At 70.6% G+C, this 18444-nt stretch carries 15 protein-coding genes; 7 read left to right on the top strand and 8 right to left on the bottom strand.

The features are described 5' to 3' along the window. Window positions 1-7: 7 nt before the first annotated feature. Window positions 8-1198 carry an L-2-hydroxyglutarate oxidase gene (gene lhgO / locus ACVCAG_RS27385; RefSeq protein ID WP_447190513.1) on the bottom strand — a complete coding sequence of 397 codons (1191 nt, stop codon included), beginning with the start codon at window positions 1196-1198 and terminating at the stop codon, window positions 8-10. A gap of 164 nt (window positions 1199-1362) precedes the next feature. Next, complete coding sequence (locus ACVCAG_RS27380) at window positions 1363-2376, bottom strand: NAD-dependent epimerase/dehydratase family protein (RefSeq protein ID WP_447190512.1); 1014 nt, start codon at window positions 2374-2376, stop codon at window positions 1363-1365. 374 nt (window positions 2377-2750) lie between these two features. Here ACVCAG_RS27380 and ACVCAG_RS27375 point away from each other — a divergent pair, with 374 nt between their 5' ends. Next, window positions 2751-3128, top strand: a complete 378-nt coding sequence (locus ACVCAG_RS27375) for an anti-sigma factor antagonist (RefSeq protein WP_440086259.1) — start codon at window positions 2751-2753, stop codon at window positions 3126-3128. Window positions 3129-3164: 36 nt separating this feature from the next. Here the strand turns inward: ACVCAG_RS27375 and ACVCAG_RS27370 are convergent, their stop codons facing one another. Next, window positions 3165-6542: an SCO7613 C-terminal domain-containing membrane protein gene (locus ACVCAG_RS27370; RefSeq protein ID WP_447190511.1), complete on the bottom strand. Its 3378-nt coding sequence runs from the start codon at window positions 6540-6542 to the stop codon at window positions 3165-3167. Between the two features lie 95 nt (window positions 6543-6637). Next, the gene (locus ACVCAG_RS27365) at window positions 6638-7810 is read right to left on the bottom strand and encodes a hypothetical protein (RefSeq protein WP_447190510.1); all 1173 of its coding nucleotides are present in this window, start codon (window positions 7808-7810) and stop codon (window positions 6638-6640) included. A 118-nt stretch (window positions 7811-7928) separates the two neighbouring features. Between ACVCAG_RS27365 and ACVCAG_RS27360 the strand changes: the two genes are divergently transcribed. Further along, complete coding sequence (locus ACVCAG_RS27360; RefSeq protein ID WP_440068930.1) at window positions 7929-8897, top strand: aldo/keto reductase; 969 nt, start codon at window positions 7929-7931, stop codon at window positions 8895-8897. A 254-nt stretch (window positions 8898-9151) separates the two neighbouring features. Here the strand turns inward: ACVCAG_RS27360 and thpR are convergent, their stop codons facing one another. The 3 genes from thpR to ACVCAG_RS27345 form a co-directional block, all read right to left on the bottom strand. Further along, a complete protein-coding gene (gene thpR, locus ACVCAG_RS27355; protein WP_440086262.1) occupies window positions 9152-9742 on the bottom strand; it encodes an RNA 2',3'-cyclic phosphodiesterase in 591 nt (196 codons plus the stop codon). Next, window positions 9696-10961, bottom strand: a complete 1266-nt coding sequence (locus ACVCAG_RS27350; protein ID WP_440086263.1) for an MFS transporter — start codon at window positions 10959-10961, stop codon at window positions 9696-9698. Before ACVCAG_RS27350 ends, thpR begins: the two co-directional genes overlap by 47 nt. 215 nt (window positions 10962-11176) lie before the next feature. After that, window positions 11177-11632 (bottom strand): MarR family transcriptional regulator, encoded by a 456-nt coding sequence (locus ACVCAG_RS27345; protein ID WP_440086285.1) that lies wholly within the window; start codon window positions 11630-11632, stop codon window positions 11177-11179. 501 nt (window positions 11633-12133) lie between these two features. Here ACVCAG_RS27345 and ACVCAG_RS27340 point away from each other — a divergent pair. The 4 genes from ACVCAG_RS27340 to ACVCAG_RS27325 all read left to right on the top strand — a co-directional run bounded on the left by ACVCAG_RS27340 (window position 12134) and on the right by ACVCAG_RS27325 (window position 16404). Further along, window positions 12134-12718, top strand: coding sequence for a hypothetical protein (locus ACVCAG_RS27340; RefSeq protein WP_447190509.1), 585 nt, complete (start codon window positions 12134-12136; stop codon window positions 12716-12718). Between the two features lie 272 nt (window positions 12719-12990). Next, window positions 12991-13590, top strand: coding sequence for a hypothetical protein (locus ACVCAG_RS27335; protein ID WP_440086265.1), 600 nt, complete (start codon window positions 12991-12993; stop codon window positions 13588-13590). Beyond that, the gene (locus ACVCAG_RS27330; RefSeq protein ID WP_447190508.1) at window positions 13587-14813 is read left to right on the top strand and encodes an aspartyl protease family protein; all 1227 of its coding nucleotides are present in this window, start codon (window positions 13587-13589) and stop codon (window positions 14811-14813) included. The genes ACVCAG_RS27335 and ACVCAG_RS27330 overlap by 4 nt, the downstream gene beginning before the upstream one ends. A gap of 85 nt (window positions 14814-14898) precedes the next feature. Next, window positions 14899-16404, top strand: a complete 1506-nt coding sequence (locus tag ACVCAG_RS27325; RefSeq protein WP_447190507.1) for an ATP-binding protein — start codon at window positions 14899-14901, stop codon at window positions 16402-16404. A gap of 170 nt (window positions 16405-16574) precedes the next feature. On the opposite strand, the gene ACVCAG_RS27320 is transcribed toward ACVCAG_RS27325, so the two are convergent. Further along, window positions 16575-17972, bottom strand: a complete 1398-nt coding sequence (locus tag ACVCAG_RS27320) for a solute carrier family 23 protein (protein ID WP_440086268.1) — start codon at window positions 17970-17972, stop codon at window positions 16575-16577. Window positions 17973-18175: 203 nt separating this feature from the next. On the opposite strand from ACVCAG_RS27320, the gene ACVCAG_RS27315 reads away from it, so the two are divergent. Then, window positions 18176-18436, top strand: coding sequence for a DUF2530 domain-containing protein (locus ACVCAG_RS27315; protein ID WP_440086269.1), 261 nt, complete (start codon window positions 18176-18178; stop codon window positions 18434-18436). The last annotated feature ends 8 nt before the right edge of the window (window positions 18437-18444 follow it).

Here is an 18444-nt window from a genome sequence, read left to right as displayed (position 1 = left end):
AAAGCAGTTAACTGGTCAACACTGAGGCTAACCCCACAATATGCCTGGCAATCGCCAAACTTGACGTGGCCGCCGGTGAGGGGGCGTTGCGCACGAGGGCGACGCGGCCGTGCACGTCGATCGCGAAGTCGTCCAGCATGCCGCCCCGCCCGTCCACAGCCTGTGCGCGGACGCCTCCGGTGGTCCTGACCAGGTCGGCGGCGGTCAGGGCCGGGACGTAGCGGCGCGCGGCCCGCAGGAAGGATCCTTTACCCATCGAACCGGCCACCTCCCTGATCCCGGTCCGCCAGTGCCTGGCGGCGAGGCGCAGGGTGCCCCGCCAGGCCAGGATCCGGCCCAGGTCGGCGAGGTCGACGTCCCGCCAGGAGTAGCCCTCCAGCGCCAGCGCCATGACCGCGTTGGGGCCGACCAGCACCTCGCCGTCGATCTTGCGGGTCAGGTGCACGCCGAGGAACGGGTAGCGGGGGTCGGGGACCGGGTAGATGAGCCCGCGGACCAGGTTCTTCGCCTCCCCGGCCAGCGCGTAGTACTCGCCGCGGAAGGGGACGATCCGTACGTCGCCGGGGATCCCCGCCATCCGCGCGACGGTGTCCGTGCCGAGCCCGGCACAGACGATCACCCGGTCGAACCTCAGCGTCCGCTCCCCCGCCAGGACGCTCACCCCGCCCGCGGTCTCCCGTACGGCGCGCACCGGGTGGGACAGCAGCACCGAGCCGCCGCTCTCCTCCACGTCCAGGGCGAGGCGCCGGGCGACGGCGGGGAAGTCGGCGATCGCGGTGTGCGGGGAGTGCACGGCGCCCACGCCGACGGCGTGCGGCTCGATCTCGCGCAGGGCCAGCGCGTCGAGCTCGGCGATGCCGGGAACCCCGTTCGCGCGGGCCCGCTCGGCGATCCCGCGCAGCTCGGGCCGCTCGGATCCGGTGGAGGCGACGACGAGCTTGCCGACCTCGTCGTACGGGATGCGGTGCTCGGCGCAGTACTGCCTGAGCATCGCCACGCCCTCCCTGCAGAGCGTGGCCTTGAGCGAGCCCGGACGGTAGTAGATCCCGGCGTGGACGACACCGCTGTTGTGCCCGGTCTGGTGGGCCCCGACGCGGTCCTCCTTGTCGAGGACGGTCACGGTGGCCCCGTGGGTCAGCGCCGTCTCCCTGGCCACGGCCAGCCCGACGATCCCCGCACCGACGATCCCGACCTTCATCGCCGGCTCCTCCCTGCTCGTTCGCCTGCCTCGTACGAGGCCGCCTCACAGGGCCGTCTGCCTGCGAGGTCGCTTTCCTGCGGGGCTGCTTCCCCTGAGGGTGATCATGGCGTGGTCCGAGGTGCTCGATTCCGCCAGGGTGGGAAACGTGTCACCGCGTGACATTATCCCGCCAATCTCCCGGCCTTGCCGGTGGTGAGATGTCCTTCCTGTGCCAGCCAGCGCAGCGAGTCGGCGATGGTCTCCCGGACCGGCCGCAGGCTCACGCCGAGCGCCTCCAGGGTCGGGGTGTCGTACGTGCGGACCATCGTGACCATCATCTCGACGGCATCCCTGGTCAGCGGGTAGTCGATCTCCTTGATCAGCTTCATCACGTCGCCCACGGCCGCCGCGCCGCGCAACACCGACCGGTGGATCCTGAACCTCCGGCCGCGGTTCCCCGTCAGCTCGTCGCAGACGTCGGCGAGCTGCGCCCAGGTGAGGTAGTGCCCGCCCAGCATGAACCGGCGTGGCCCGCGCCCCGGTTCGAGGCAGCGGGCGAGCACGACGGCCAGATCCCGTACGTCGACGATGTTGACGCCGCCCGCGGTGATCGGCCAGCCCTGTTCCAGGCCGGCGCGCAGCCCTTCCACCATCGCGTCCAGCGAGGGCTGGTACGGCCCGGTGACCCCGGCCGGATAGACGATCGTGATCGGCATCCCCTGCTCCTGGAGCCGCCTGGCATAGCGCTCGGCGGAGATCTTGCTTCTGCCGTATCCGTTCCTGGGCGTGGAGAGCGGGCTCTCGGTCGTGATCACCGGTCCGGAGGGGGGCACGAAGACGCCGACGCTGGAGACATGCACTATGGGGTCGAGACCGAGTTCGACGGCCTGCCCGAGGACGTTCCTGGCCCCGGTCACATTCGTACCGTTCAGGTCATCGGCCCGGCCGATCACCCCGATTTCCGCGGCGGCGTGAATGACGGCGTCGCACTGTTCGAGACCCTCCCGCACGGCCGCCGCGTCTCGGATATCGGCCCGGTGCAGGGGAATCGCCCCCGTCACCCCGACGGCGGCCAGCACCTCGCGTGTTTTCTCTGGATTACGTATGAGAAGAAGCGGCTCATGCCCGTCTGCGAGGAGCGCGGCGACCGCATGCGAGCCGACGAAACCTGATGCCCCGGTTATCAGAACGCGCATGCTCGAAAGTTAGCGGCAATCCTCACCACAAGAGAAGGGATAACCGGCCTGGTTCTTAACCGTCATTGCCTATGCGGGAAATACGTCCAGGCCGATCGAGGAATACGTGAATATGTCGGGGCAGTAAAGAGTGATGCGGTCATTCATTTTCGGCATGAGATCACGCTCGGGATCACGTATGAGATCGCATCTGAGATTGCATCTGAGATCGCGCCCGCATCGGCTCCCGGAGCGGACGGCGAACGGCGGGTGTCCACAGCCGTTACGCACATGTCTCCCGTCCGTCGCCCACCCCGGTGTCACGGAGGGGTATACCTTGATCAGGCCGGATGGCGGCCGAAACCGACCGCGTCACCGGGTGGAGATACGAGGCGATGAGCAGAGAACTCTCCATCGGCGTCGACCACCACGGGCACCTGGACTGCACCGTGATCACTGTCACGGGTGACATCGACCGTAATTCCAGTGAGCTGCTCAGAGAGACCATCGAACAACTGGTCTCCGACTACCGCCCGCGGATCGTCATCGACGCCGGAGGCATCACCTTCTGCGACTCCACAGGGCTGCGGATACTTCTCAGCGGCGCGCGGGTGACCTCGGAGGCGGGCGGATGGCTGCGCCTCGCCGGGGTATCGGATGTCCTCAAACGCCTTCTGCAGGTGACCGGTCTCTTCACCTGGTTCCCCGTCGACCCCGACGTGGCGGCATCTCTCGACCACGCCGCCCGCCGCGGCCTGCAGTCCCCCGGCTGAGCCCCGAGCGACCTCGGGAAGCGACCTCGGGAACGGTCAGCGCATCCGGCCGACCGCGCCTCGCAGGCGTCGCACGTCCCGCAGGCGCGCCTCGTAGGTCGCGCCGACGACCACGAGCAGCACCCCGCCCAGCGCCATCGGCACCCATCGGGGCACCAGCACGACCACCTCCGCGATCCACGGCGCCAGCTCGTGCAGGGCGACGACGGCCAGGGTCAGCCCGCCCAGGACCGCCGGGGCCTGGAGCCGGAACCGGGCACCGGCCAGCAGCACGGCCAGCGAGACCGTGCCGAGCAGCAGCGGCCGGAGCCAGCCCGAGCCGGTGAGCAGCGCGAGCATGCCGGGTACCAGGCTGGAGACGAGTCCGGGACCGTAGGCGACCCAGGACGACGTCTCCCCTCCGCGCGCCCGCCACCAGCCGAACGCCAGCAGCACCAGCGAGAACGGGACCGTGTACGCCTCGATCACGCTGATGTCGGAGGCGAGCAGCCGTAGCCACGAGGCCAGCAGCAGGAAACCCGTTCCGGCGTATCCGGCCCATCGGCGATCGGGCCGCAGCGCCGTACCGGCCATCAGCACGCCCGTCACGGCGCACGCCAGGCTCGCAAGCGGCAGGTCGGCCGAGGCGAGCGGCAGTCCCGCCCCCGCGAGGACGTACCCCGCCGCCTCCACACCGACCGCGAACGTCGTCCTCCTGAACCGGCCCGCCACGGCCGCCGCCGCGCAGGCCACGGCGAGCGGGCCGAACGCCGCGTGCCGTACCGGCCAGTCCAGCGCCAGCCCGGCCGCCAGTGCCTCCCCGCCCGCCAGCAGCACCGCCAGCCCCGCCGCGACCGGCGCCACCGCCCGTTCCCCGAACGCGACCACCGCCTCCGCCCCGGCCCTTCCCCTGGCCCTCGCCTGGTCACCCAGCACGACCGCCACGGCGATCACCGCCACGGCGGGAAGGACGAGCAGGGTCGCGGGCTCGCTCATGAGGGCCCAGGAGATCGCGACGAAGGCGGTCCACAGCGCCGCCACTCCGCCGAAGACCGCGTTCGCGCGGCTCCGCGCCGCCATCCACGCCGTCGGGACGGTACCGGCGACGAACAGCCCCAGCTCCACCCCGTACGGCAGGGCGACCGACACCGGCAGTGCCACCACCACCGCGGGCCAGGCGAGCAGCGCCGCCCTGGTCGCGCCCCTGCGCCGCGCGACCTGCCAGGAGACCAGCACCGCCGCCGCGGCGACGAGACCGACCACCACCGCGAGCAGCGGATGGCCGCCCGAGGGGCCTGTCACGGCCGTCCACGGCCGTACGAGGGGGCGGTGGAAACCGAGGGTCGCGGTGACGGCGGCGTGCGCGGAGACGACCGCGAGCACCGCCAGCACGGCGCTCAGCACCAGCCCGGCGGACCGCCGGAGATCACCGTTCTCCCCCGGCGCGCCCTCGGGCGAGGGCCTGGCCGGTGAGCCGCCGCGCAGCGCGAGAAGCGCCGCGAGCACCGCACCGGCGGCCAGCGACAGGGACAGGCCGTCACCCGCTGGAAGCCACCGGGTCCCGGCGGCGACCGCCCACATCAGGCCGGTCGCCGAGAGCACACCGGCGACCAGCGAGACCGCCGCCGCCTCACGTACCCGGGCCGCGAACGCCGCCGCGCCCCACGCGACGAGCAGGACGCCGAGCGTCGCGTACGTGCTGGACCGCTCGGCGAGCGCGGTGGCCGTCGCCACCGCGGACACCGCGCCGGCGGCGAGCGCGAGGGCCCCCGCCCACCGCGGCCGGCCGGCCAGGGTCATACCGGTCACGAGGACGACGGCCAGCGCCGACAGGACCACGAGGTCCGCCCCGTGCCCCCAGCCGAAGGCGACGGGGGCGACGGCCACCGCGAGGGTCCCGGCGGCGAGCGCGGCGAACCCCATGGAGGCCCGCCCCCGGGCGGCCGCCAGTGCCGAGGCGACGGCCAGCAGCCCCGACACGACCGGGAACTGCGGGAACGGCGCGATCAGCCGGGCATCGGCGAAGCCCGGAGATCCCGACCACACATCGCCGAGCCGGTTGAACGGGGCGACCAGGGTGAAGATCACATCGTTCGCGAAAGGCAGTGCGGTGAGCACCGCCAGCACCCCGGCGGAGACGGCACCGGCCGAGCGGACCCGCGGCTCGTCCAGGCCGGGCGCGTACAGCATGACCGCCACGGTGACCAGGGCCGCCACCGTGTACGGTACGGCCCACCAGGTGAGCGGCAGCGGCCAGGCGGGGGCCGCCAGTCCCGCCGTCAGCGTGAGCGCCGAGACGGCGGTGACGACCCAGAGGCGGTCCGTGTTCCTTACCTTCCGCGCGACCGCGAACCCGATCACCGCCAGCGTGACCAGCAACAGGGCGTCCCTGAGCGAGACGATCGCCGGAACGTCGCGGGGGAACGGGCTCGGCGTCTTTCTCGGGAGTGATTCCAGGAGGCCGTGACACACCCCCAGCCCCCACACCACGCCGAAACAGACCGCGACCGTCTTCCGTGGCCCGCGGCCGCCGGGCTCGGAAGTCCGGCCCGCCACGCGGAACGCCAGGAACGCCAGGAACGCGGCGTCGGCGGCGGCCGTGGCGGCGAGCGCGGCGGTGATCCACGGCGTCGTCTCGCCGAGAGCGAGCAGCGGGAGCGGGAACTGGGCGAGGACGATCGCGACGGGCAGCGGCAGTCGCAGCGAAAGAAGCCGCGAGTAGCCCGCCATGACGAGCGCGACCAGGGCGAACAGCAGGGCGGCGTAATGGAGTACGGCCATGCCGTCGGCCCCGGCCAGCCCCGTCCGCCGGGCCGCGTAGCCGTCCAGGAAGAGCAGCGCCGCGCCGAGCATCGCGATGGTCTCGGCGGTGGTGACGAGCCCGCGCCTCACCAGGAGCGTCGGCGCGGCGAAGGTCAGCCCGGTGAGGGCGGCCAGGATCGCCGCCCGGCCGCCGAGGCCCATGCTCCCCCAGCTGACCACCGTGAACACCACGGCCGCGACGGCCAGCAGCAGCCCGCCGAGGCCGAGCAGCAGGTTCTGCACCGCCTGAGGCGAGAAGTCCTTCCCCGGCTCGGGCACCGCCTCCGGCCGCCCGGCGGGTCCGCCATCGGTCGGGTGTTCCCGCTCCTGCCCGGCCGGTTCCTGCCCGGCCCGCTCCCGTCCGGCCCGCTCCCGTCCGGCCGGTTCCTTCCCGGCTCGTTCCTCCCTGAGCAGGCCGAGCAGGTGACCGCGCCGGATGAGAAGCTCCGCCTCGCGGGCGCGCAGCCCCGCGAGGGCACCGTCGAGCCGCCACAGTTCGGCCGCCACCGGCCCTCTCAGAGGCAGCGCGCAGCGCGGGCAGCGCTCGTGCGTCCCCGCGATGGGGGCCGAGCACTCAGGGCAGCCCACCGGCGAGGAGGAGCGGGGGCTCGACGCCGAGTTCTCGTCATGCATGGTCCGAAGGATGGCGCAAGCGGCTTGCCGCCCGCTTGCGTCGGATCACTCAACCGGGTCTGAGTACCTCAGCGGGTCTGAGTATCCCAGCGGGTTCAGCGGGTTCTGCGGGCGATCAGGGTGATGACGCCGATGGCGCCCGCGGCGATGGCCAGCCAGAGGAGCACGGCCGAGGTCGGTATCCCGGTGTCCGCGCCGGTGCCGTCCTCATCGGCCTTCGCCCCGGCGGCCGGCGTGGGCTCCGGAGCGCCGGTGACACCGGAGACCGGGGTGGGAGCCGCCTGGCGCCGGGCGGACGTGGGCTCGGGAGCCGCCGTGTCGAGGATCTTCGCGGGCAGCGGCACCCGGTAGACCGGGCTGCGGCTTCCCTCGCTGCCGGTCAGCAGGTACCTGCCGTCGCGCGTGTAGGTGATCGACTCGGCCTGTCGCAGCTCCGGCATCGTCACCCGGGCGATCTGCTCTCCCGGCGCGCGGTAGACCGTGGCGGAGAAGTAGGTACGGATCACGAAGCTCGACCCGTCGGGGGCGTAGGCGGCGTCGGTGGCCATGATGGGCGCGGAACCGACCTTGCGGAGCACGTTGACCCTGTCGGCGCGCAGCCGCTTCGGAGCCTGGTAGACGGCACCGGCGAACTGCTTGGTGACGATGTGGAGGCGGCCGGTCCGGGGGTGCACCATGATGCCCTCGGCGTTGTGCCCGCCGTCCTCGTAGCGGAACCGGTAGCGCACGGCGGGGACGACGGCGTCACTCAGCGTGGCGGGCTCCGCCACCTTGTACACGGAGATGTCGGGCCATGCCCCTTCGAGGTTGTCGCCGATGTCGGCGAACCAGAGCACTCCCCGCCCTGTCCGCGGATCGGTGGAGGCCGCCATACCCTCCCAGTCGCGGGAGGCCGCGCCACGCAGGGTGAAGGTCGCGCGGGTCCGCCCGTCGGGGCCGACCGCGAAGAAGACCGGCCCCGCGGAGCTGTCGTTGTGGGTGTAGTAGACGTCCTTGCCGGTCGGTGAGACCGCCAGCCCGCTCGACTCGGTGATCCGGCTGTCCTTGAAGCGGAAGAGGATCCGCTCCCCTCCGTCCGCCCGTCCGGTACCCGTCGGTACGCCCTGCGCCGCCCCTCGCGCCGCCCCCGCCCGCGTACCGTGTCCCGCGTCCCCCCGGACTCCCTGCCCCTCGCCCGCCCACGCGCCCTGTCCCGCGAGGACCGCGGCCGTGGCCAGGCCGGCCACGGCGAACACGCGAACCAGGACTTCCCCCGCCTTACTCAGCATTCAGCCATCATGCCCCGGCGGTACGCGCGAGCGTCACAGACGTGGCGGGTCCGGCCGACACGGGTTTCCTCGCGAATCCGCTCGCCTGGAGTGCGCTCCAGGTACCTAGTGTGAGGGTATGGATTACACGCAGCTTGGCCGTACCGGCCTGAAGGTCAGCCGCCTTTGCCTGGGCACGATGAACTTCGGCCCCTTGACCACGGAGGAAGACTCTTTCGCGATCATGGACCACGCCCATGAGCTGGGGATCAACTTCTTCGACACCGCCAACGTCTACGGCTGGAAGAAGGGCGAGGGCATCACCGAGCAGATCATCGGCCGTTGGTTCGCCAAGGGGGGCGGGCGCCGCGAGAAGACGGTGATCGCCACGAAGCTCTACGGCTCGATGGGGGACTGGCCCAACGAGGGCCAGCTGTCCGCGCTCAACATCCGCCGCGCCGCCGACGCGTCGCTGAAGCGGATGCAGACCGACCACATCGACCTCTACCAGGCGCATCACGTCGACCGGAACACCCCGTTCGACGAGTTCTGGGAGGCCATGGACATCCTCAAGCAGCAGGGCAAGATCCTGTACGTCGGGTCGTCCAACTTCGCGGGCTGGCACATCGCCAAGGCCCAGGAGAGCGCGCGGCGCCGCAACAGCGTCGGCCTGGTCTCCGAGCAGTCCCACTACAACCTGGTCGTCCGCGCACCGGAGCTCGAGGTGATCCCGGCGGCCGAGGACTACGGTGTGGGCCTGATCCCGTGGAGCCCGCTCGCGGGCGGCCTGCTCGGCGGTATCCTCCGGAAGATCGACAAGGGGCGTTCGGCCTCGGAGCAGATCACCAAGCAGCTGGACAAGCACCGCGACAAGATCGAGCGTTACGAGGAGTTCTGCGACGAGCTGGGCGAGGATCCGGCGAACGTCGGCCTGGCGTGGCTGCTCCACCAGAAGGTCGTCACCGCGCCGATCATCGGGCCGCGCACGCTCGACCAGCTCGACGGCGTCACCAGGGCGCTGGAGATCGTTCTGGACGAGAAGGCACTGGCCCGCCTGGACGAGATCTTCCCCGGCTTCAAGACGGCGCCCGAGCACTACGCCTGGTGAACGGTGTCGCCGGGCGGCACCCGAACGAACGGGGATTCCCTGGCGGCACCTGAGCCGGGAATGTCCGGGAGACACCTGAACGGGCCGGGACCGCGGGGCCGGGAGCGGGCCGGTTGACCGCCGCGAGATCCGGGAACCCGAGAACACGGCCGCCCGGCGGCTAGGACACGAGGGCGCCGATCACCACGAGGAGCACGAGCAGTGCGAGCACCGTGGGCAGCAGCCAGCGACGGGGACGATCCACGTCCTGGAGCCTAGCCCTGCCCAGGGGGTGCCGGGGCCGTCAGATGCCATTCCTCGACCGTCTCGTAGCGAGCCCCGCCCCCGCCGGTGGTCCCGCCCCCGAAGTCGCTCCGCATCAGGTGCACCGTCCCCGCCTCCCACGCGGCTCCTGAGAACGTCCCGAACGCCTCGACCAGAGCGCTCACGTCCGTGTCGGCGCGGCACCGGGCCAGGCTCAGATGCGGCGTGAACCGCCGGCGATCCGTCTGCCCGGCTCCGGCCTCCAGCGCCCCGGCCCCCACCTGACCGGCGAGGCGGGCGAGGTCGGCGCGGTCGCCCCCCAAACCGGTCAGGAAGACCCGCGCCCGGCCCGCCGAGGGAAACGCCCCGGCACCGGTGAAGGACAGCGTCATCGGCGGGTGGCGCGTGGCGGCGTCGGCGAGCCGCGCCCGTAGCTCGGGCAGCACCCGGTCGGGCACCTCCCCGAGGAACGACAGCGTCACATGCCAGCTCGCCGGGTCCAGCCAGCGGAGCCCCGGCCAGCGCGGCCGGTGGGCTTCGAGGGCGAGGATGAGCTCATCGCGCGCCGGTGGCGGCGGCAGCAACCCCACGAACAGCCGCATGCGACCTCCTGCTGATCACCTTTGTCAGCATTATGGCCACCCCGGAGCCGATCAGGGTGAGCGCGCCGCCCACCATGACCCCCGCGCGCGGGCCGCCCAGCTCGGAGATCCAGCCGAGCAGCAGCGCGCCGAAGGGGGCTCCCCCGGTGAACACGAGCACGTAGATCCCCATCACCCGGCCGCGCATCTCCGGCGAGGTGGCGAGCTGCACGCTGGCGTTGGCCGCGGTGTTCACCGAGATCAACGCGATACCGGCGGGCACCAGGGAGACCAGGTAGAGGGGGTACCACGGCGCCAGGCCGCTGACGATCTGGAACAGGCCGAACGCGACCGCGCCGCCGACCAGCAGCCGCCGGCTGGGCCGTACCCGCCGCGCCGCCATGAGCGCGCCCGCCAGCGCGCCGACCGCGAACATGCTGGAGGCCAGCCCGAACGAGGCCGCGCCCGCCCCGAAGACCTGGCGCGCCATGAGCGCGATCGACATCGAGAACGACTGCGTGAACAACGAGACGAAGGCGATCAGCAGTATCGGCATGAGCAGCTCGGGCCGCACCATCACGTAGCGCAGACCCTCGCGGAGCTGCCCCTTGGCCCTCGGCACCGGTTCCGGGGTGGTCAGCTCGGAGGTGCGCATGAGCATCAGGCCGGCGAGCACGCCCGCGAAGGACAGCGCGTTCATCAGGAAGATCGGGCCGGTGCCGCCGAGCGCGTAGATCAGGACACCCGCGACGGCCGGACCGACCACGCGGGCCAGGTTGAAACTCGACGCGTTCAGCGCGATCGCGTTGGACAGGTCCTTGCGGCCGACCATCTCCACGACGAACGACTGCCGGGTCGGCACCTCGACGCAGGCGATGAGGCCGAGCAGGAACGCCATCACGAACACCTGCCAGACCCGGGCCGAGCCGGTCACGACGAGCACGCCCATGGTGAGCGCCAGCAGGCCCATGAGCGACTGGGCGACGATCAGCAGTCGCCGCTTGGGATAGCGGTCGGCGAGCATGCCGCCCCAGAGGCCGAAGAGCAGCAACGGCAGGAACTGCAGCATGACGGTCACGCCCAGCGCGAAGGCGCTGCCGTTCGTCAGGTCGAGCACCAGCAGGTCCTGCGCGGTGCGCTGCATCCACGAGCCGACGTTGGAGACCACGCCTCCGGCCGCGAACAGCCGGTAGTTGTAGACGCGCAGGGACCGGAACATCCCGCCCCGCGTCTCGGGCACGGGCTGGGCCGTCCCGCTCTCCGTGGCCTGGAACTCGTTCGCGGTGGCGGCGGCCCTCGCGGCCCGCCACCGCCGGACCCTCGCCCTCAGCCCGGTCTTCCCGCCGGGCTCCCGGCCCGGTCCCTCCCGCGGTTTCGTCCCTGGTTCTCCGCCCGGCGCGGCGGATGCCCCGGCGTCGCGCGGGGTCGCCGGGGCCTCGGGTTCCTCGGGGTCGGCTAGATCCGGCTGAGCTTCTCCAGTATCGGAGCCGCCTGCCGGAGCGTCGCCCTCTCCTCGGGTGTCAGCTCCTTCAGCCGTTGCGTCAGCCACGCCTCCTTGAGGCGACGCTCCTCCCTCAGCAGGGTTGAGCCCTGCTCGGTCACGCCCACGGTCACCTGGCGCCGGTCGGTCGGGTGCGGTGTACGTGACACCAGCTCCCGCTCGGCCAGCACGGCGATCACGCGGGTCATCGAGGGCGGCTGGACCTTCTCCAACTCGGCCAATTCGCCGGGGGTTATCCCGGAATGCCGTTCTACGGCGGCGAGCGTCGCGAGCTGGGTGGGCGTCAGCGAGTGCACCGCGGCCTGCCTGCGCAGGCGTCTGTTCAGTCGTGCCAGCGACACGCGCAGAGCCGAAGCCAGACCGGCGTCGCTGCGCAGGTTCGCGACGTGGTCCTTCCTGGGGTCCTTCATCATTTGCGTAACTCATTAGCTTTGCTAACAATATATGGACGCACGCGATTCCCTCCAGCGGGTTTCCTACTCGGAGCGGGCCGTACAGCGTGCCAGACGGATGAGGGATCGCCAACCCCGCCCCGAGCGCCGGGCTCCGCCCCCCGGAAACCCGGGGAAAAGCGCAGGAGATCCGAGGGGTTCGCCGCGCGGGGCTCCTGTTGGAAGCGCCAGCGGATCTGGCCGTACTTCCCCTTGCGGAAGCCGAAAGCCCTCGACGGGGCGACCTCGTACACCAGAACCGCCATTTTATCTCTTCGCGCTCCCGCGCTCCTGGGGGGACCGGCCGCCCCGCGCTCCCGGTGATCGGGGCGACCGGCCGGACGGGATTCCGCCCGCCTGGGCAGCCGTCCGATTCGCGGACTCCGGATCTCATCCGATTCTCAGACAGGGATGAGAGGGGTCTCATGTGGTCGCCCGACCATCGGTCCGGTAGGTGCTTCACATCGGACTAGGAGTCACATGAACCGCACCAAGCGCATGATCATCATCGCCGGCGTCGGCACCGCTCTGGCCGGCGGACTGGCCGTCCCCGTGGCGGCCTGGGCGACCAGTCCCACCCCCACGCCGTCGTCCCCCTCTCCGGTGACCCCCGGTACCGGCCACGACGGCGCCGAGCACGGCCCCCGCGGGGGCCACGGCGGTCCCGGCGTCCGTGGCCATCACGGGGAGATGGCCGCCAAACTCGCCGAGATCCTCGGTGTCGACGAGGCCAAGGTCACCGCGGCCCTGGAGGAGCTCCGGAAGGAGGGCGGACCGGGCCGCCCGCCCAAGGACGCCGAGCAGGCCGCCCCGCGGGAGGAGGCCGGGCAGGCCGCCGTACGGGCCAGGGCCGAGGCCCTGGCCGCCAAGCTCGGTCTCACGGCGGACAAGGTCGCCGCCGCACTGGAGACGCTCCACCGGCAACGCGGCGCCGAGGCCGAGGCGGCCATGGCCGAACGGCTGAAGGCGGCCGTCACCGCCGGCACGCTCACCCAGGCCGAATCCGACGCCGTCCTCAAGGCGTACCGCGCGGGGCTGCTCCCCGGTGGCCCCAGAGGGCGCTAGGAGAGCACGACGGCACGCGGGCCCGGCCAGAGAAACAGGACGGCACGCGGGCCGTGGCCCCGGAGGGCACTGAGCACGACGGCGCACGGGAGGGGGCGCTGAGCAGGACGCGGAAGCCCTTCCACGAAGGACGACCTTTCCCCGCAAGCGATGATCGTCAGGCCGGGCGGCCGGTCGAGCGCGTACGGGTCGTTGACCCTCACGTAGACCATATGTACGCTATTCCGAAATTACGGAATTGTCTCCCGATGGCGACCTGAGGATGCGTGCGAATGGACACGACGGAGCAGCGGCTCGCCGCTCTGGAGAGGCGGGTGGAACGGCTGGAGACTGCGCCGGTCACCCAGCGGAAGGAGCGGGCGGCCGGCGGCTCGACCGGCGACGCGCCTCTACGGTTGCTCGACCGGCTGCGCGAGCACGTCGGCGGCACCGACGACGGGCAGGCTCCCGGCCCCTTGGAGGCGACCGGCGCGATCGCGTACGCGGGAGCCGTCGGCCGCGCTGGCCGCGAGTATCTGTGGGCCAAGCAGCACACCGTTCGCGACCTTGTCAGCGCGGAGCGGTCGGGCACCGCCACCGTGCTGGAGTGCCTCGGGAGCCCGGCGCGCCTGGCGTTGCTCACCGCGGTGCTCGGCACGACACGCACCCGCGCCCAGCTCCAGGAGGTCCTCGGCGAGGCGACCTCCACCGGGCACCTCTACCACCACCTGCGCGGGTTACAGGCGGCGGGCCTGCTCGTCCAGCCCCGGCGAGGCGAGTACGAGCTCGCCGCCCACGCACTGGTCCCGCTGCTCACCGTTATCGCGGCCACCCTGGACCTGAGCGCCGGAGGCGATCAGACGGCAGGGGAAACCGGGGAGGCGGGGGAATGAGCCGGGTCTCCCGCCGGTGGCACGCACGGGGAGCGTCCGCCCGCGCCGCGTGGCGGGCCTGGGAGCGCGGGGACATCGACGAGGCCGAGCGTCTGGCCGGCCATGCCGACCGGCGGCAACACGCGCACCTCCGGTTCCTGACCAGCTACGTGCGCGGAGACTACGAGCAGGCGCTGACTCACTACGAGGCCGTTCGCCGCCTTTATCCGGCCTGGACGGAACTGGACGAACCCGTCGCGCACGCCTTGCTGCATCTGGACCGGCCGGCCGAGGCCCACGCGCACGTACAGCGGCGCCGGGGGAAACGACCGATGCCTCCCGACCTCGTGGCGCGGATGGATCACCCGCTGAGAGTCGAGCTCGACCGCACGACCGTCCTTCCCTTCGCCGACCACGCGCTGGCGCCCTACCTGCCCGCCGTGGACGCCACGCTCGACGGCCACCCCGTACGCGCCCACATCGACACCGGCGGGACGTTCCTCGTCATGGGAACCGGGCGCGCCGAAGCGCTGGGCATCCGGCTGACCCCCGACGGAAAGGATCATCACGGTACGACCCGCACCGACCTCTACACCGGGATCGCCAGGGAGCTGACGCTCGGCGACGCCGTCCTGACCAACGTTCCGGTGGAGGCCATGCCGACGCTGCGCGGCGACCAGGATCTCGTCATCATCGGCACCAACGTGCTGCAGCGGTTTCTCACCACCGTCGACCACCCCCGCGGGCGCCTGCTCCTGTCGCGACGCCGCGACCCACGGCAGGCGGCCGACCATCTCGCGCTTCTCGACGACCAGCCGGAACTCGCCCGGATCCCCTTCTACCTGTGGGCGGACCACTACATGTTCGCCCGCGGAGGCTTCGGCACCCGGCAGGACCTCAATTTCTTCATCGACTCCGGACTGGTCTACGTCATCCAGGAGGACGGCTCACCGCCCCGCCAGGCATGCCTCTACACGACCGCGCGGCGATACCGCTCCTGGGGTGTGAGTCGGGCCCGCGCGACCCGCCCGCACTTCGTCGTCGACGAACCGATCCACCTGGGACCGCTTCGCCAGGACGACCAGTTCGTGGCCACGACCCCGACCCGGCGCGTGCCCTGGGCATCGTTCGGCGGCGTACGCGTCGACGGCCTGCTGTCCCATGCCTTCCTCGACAAGTACGCCTGGACCCTCGACTTCGAGCGGCACGAATACACGTTCCGACACCCCGTACCGCTTGCGTGACCCGCATCGGCGGACGGTCCAGCAAACCCATGTGTGACTGCTACCTGAACTGTATGCTTGGAAACCTACAGTTTAGGAGGCATCAGTGCTCAAGCCGTCCCGGCTGCTTGCACGCGACTCTGAATGGTCCACACTCATCGAGTTCGTCACGCATCCCGACCCCCATCTGCGACTGGCGGTCCTGTCAGGACGGCGGCGGGTCGGCAAGAGTTACCTCCTCCGCACGCTGGCCGACACGATGGACGGCCTTTATGTCTCCGCTGTCGCAGAGGAGGGCACGGTGACCGCACGGCAGCGATTCGCCGACGACCTCGCGCGATACGCGGGAGTGAGCTCCGGCCTCTTCCGCGACGATGCCGGCTGGGAGTCTCTCCTCGATTCGGCGATCAGCCTGACCATGCGACGACGCGGCGCCTCCGGATTGCTGGTCATCGACGAACTGCCCTACTGGATGACGCACTCTCCGGAGCTTCCCGGCCTGCTCCAGCTGCTCTACGACCGTTCACAGACCGGTCACGGCCACGAGGGCGGACGAGTGATCGTCTGCGGATCGGCCATGTCCGTGATGAACGATCTCCTGTCCGGCACGAAGGCGCTGCGCGGGCGGGCGGCCGTCGACATGCGTCTCCAGCCGTTCGATCCGAGCACCACCGCACGGCACTGGGGCGTCGACGATTTGGCGACCGCCCTGCGACTGCACGCCACGCTCGGCGGATCTCCCGGATACCGCAACCTGACCTCGGTGCCTTCGCCTCAGACCCCGCAGGAGTTCGACGCCTGGATCCCGGCGACGGTTCTCAATCCCGGCCAGGCGCTCTTCTCGCGGAGCGAGGCGGAGTACCTGCTGCGGGAGGACCCGCGGTTCACCGGGAGCTCACTCCATTACGCGATCATCAACGCGGTCGCCACCGGCGCCACCAGTCCAACGAAGATCGGCGGACTGGTCGAACGTGATCGCACGTCCCTGACCCGTCCGCTTGAGATGCTGACGAGTTCGGGATACCTCGACTACTCGACCGACCCGCTCTGGGAGCGCCGTCCGGTGGTCACCGTCGCGGATCCCATCATCCGCTTCCACAACCTGATCACCGTTCCAAAACGGGACCTGATCGAGACGGGCGGTTCCGCCCAGGCATGGCGCGAGTCCCAGCCCACCTTCATCTCTCGCATCCTGGGCCCTCATTTCGAGGAATGCTCACGCGAGTGGCTCCGCCGCCGCACCGACCCCTCCCTCCGCGCGGGAACGAGCACGATCGCCTCGACAGTGGTCAACGATCAAGGCGGACGGGCCAAACACGAGATCGACGTCATCGCCCTGGACCGGAGGTCCGGCCGCGCCACGGTGGGGCTCATCGGGGAGGCGAAGGCCACTCTCGTAAGGCGAGGCCCCGCGGACCTGGAACGGCTCGACCGGCTGAAGGAGATCCTCCGAGGCCAGGGGCATGACGTCACCTCCACCCGGCTGGCGATCTTCTCGCTGGAGGGCTTCCACCCCGACCTCGTGACGATCGCACGCCGCCGTGGCGACGTGCTCCTCGTGGACCTGCCATCCCTCTTCGGAAAAACGGAACCCACCGTCTTGCCGACATGATCTGGAACGGACTCGGATCGCGGATGGAATGCCTGGCGCGTCGGCGACCGTCGCCCGGCGGCCGCGATCCGTCCGCCGCGGTTCCGCTCTCCGGCACGGCGGACGAGAACGCGGAAAGCCGTCACGGCGATCATCTTCTTGGGTCACCATGACGGCCTTCGGATCGTCGCTCAGCCGAGGCTGAGCAGCGCCTTGATCGGACCGAGCGCGAAATAGATCACGAACAGACCGGCGACCGTCCACATGAGCGGGTGGACCTCACGGGTCTTGCCCTTGATGGCCTTGATCAGTACGAAGGTGACGAAGCCCGCACCGATACCGGTGGCGATCGAGTACGTGAACGGCATCAGGACGATCGTGAGGAACGCCGGGATGGAGATCTCGTAGTCGGTGAAGTCGATCTCACGGATGGCGGTCATCATCAGGAAGCCGACCACGACCAGGGCGGGGGCGGCGGCCTCGTAGGGGACGACGGCGACGAGCGGCGAGACGAAGATGGCCAGCAGGAACAGCACGCCGGTGACGACGCTGGCGAGGCCGGTGCGGGCGCCCTCGCCGACACCCGCCGCCGACTCGATATAGGTCGTGTTGGAGGAGACGGAGGCCGCGCCTCCGGCCGCCGCGCCGATCGAGTCGACAAGGAGGATCTCGCGGGTTCTGGGCAGGGTGCCGTCCTCCCTGATCAGCCCGGCCTGCCCGCCGACGCCCACGATCGTGCCCATGGTGTCGAAGAAGTCGGTGATCAGGAGGGTGAAGATGAGCAGCAGGGCCAGGACGACCGAGATGGAGCCGAAGGCGCCGAGCGGATCGAACTCCCTGAACAGCACCAGCGGGTTGTTGAAGCCGAAGATCTGCTCGGGCAGCCGGGGGACGACGAGCTGCCAGCCCGCGGGGTTCGGCGGCTGGCCCGGCGTCACCGAGGCCCCGACCTTGGCGATGGCCTCGACGATGATCGCGAGGACGGTGGTGGCGATGATGCCGATCAGGATGGCGCCCTTGGTCTGGCGCGCCACCAGCAGCACGATCAGCAGCAGGCCGACCACGAAGACGAGGATCGGCCAGCTGGTCAGCGAGCCCGCAATGCCGAGTTCCAGCGGCGGCCCGGCCGCCACCCGGCGGACGAAGCCGGCGTCCACGAAGCCGATCAGGGCGATGAACAGGCCGATGCCGACGCTGATCGCCGTCTTCAACTGGGGTGGGATGGCGTTGAACACGGCGGTGCGGAACCCGGTCAGTACCAGGAGCGCGATGATCACGCCCTCCAGGAACACCAGACCCATCGCCGACTCCCAGGACATCTGCGAGGCGATGCCGTAGGTGACGAAGGCGTTCAGGCCGAGACCCGCGGCCATCGCGAAGGGGACCTTGCCGATGACCCCCATCAGGATGCTGAGCAGTCCGGCCACGAGGGCGGTGCCGGCCGCGACGAGCGGGATGTTGGGCGTGCTCCCGTCGCCGATGAACTGGCCCTCGGCGTCCTTGACGGTGGCGATGATCAAGGGGTTGAGCACGACGATGTAGGCCATCGTGAAGAACGTGGCGAACCCGCCGCGCACCTCCCGGCCCACGGACGAGCCACGGTCGGAGATGAAGAAGAAACGGTCAATCCCACTTATTTGGGTGGTTTTAACATCTTTCACTCACGCAGAGTGACAGCGGGATTCCCGTCTCGGAAGACCCGGATGGTGATGGTGATGGTTTCGAGATGGATTCGCGTCTTGACGTAATCCGTTTTGCGAACAGTGGGACGTCGTCACCTAGTCTGGAGCGCGTGAACCAGCCACGACGTCCGGATCTGCAGCCGTTGAGGACCAACGACACGCTCACGATCCTCACGGGTACGGGTATGTGGGTCATCGCCCTGGTCGTGCTCCTGGTCGTGCAGCCGGATCCCGAGTACCGCTGGTGGATCTGGACCTGCGTGTCGGGCATCTGCGGCGGTCTTTTCGGCCTCTGGTACGTACGCCGCCGCAACCGCCGCCCGCCGCCCCCGCCCGAAGAGCCGATCGAGCCGACCACCGCGATCCTGTGACCCCCACG

The organism is Streptosporangium sp. G12, assembly GCF_052983175.1.
This window is presented reverse-complemented; position numbering and strand designations above follow the sequence as displayed.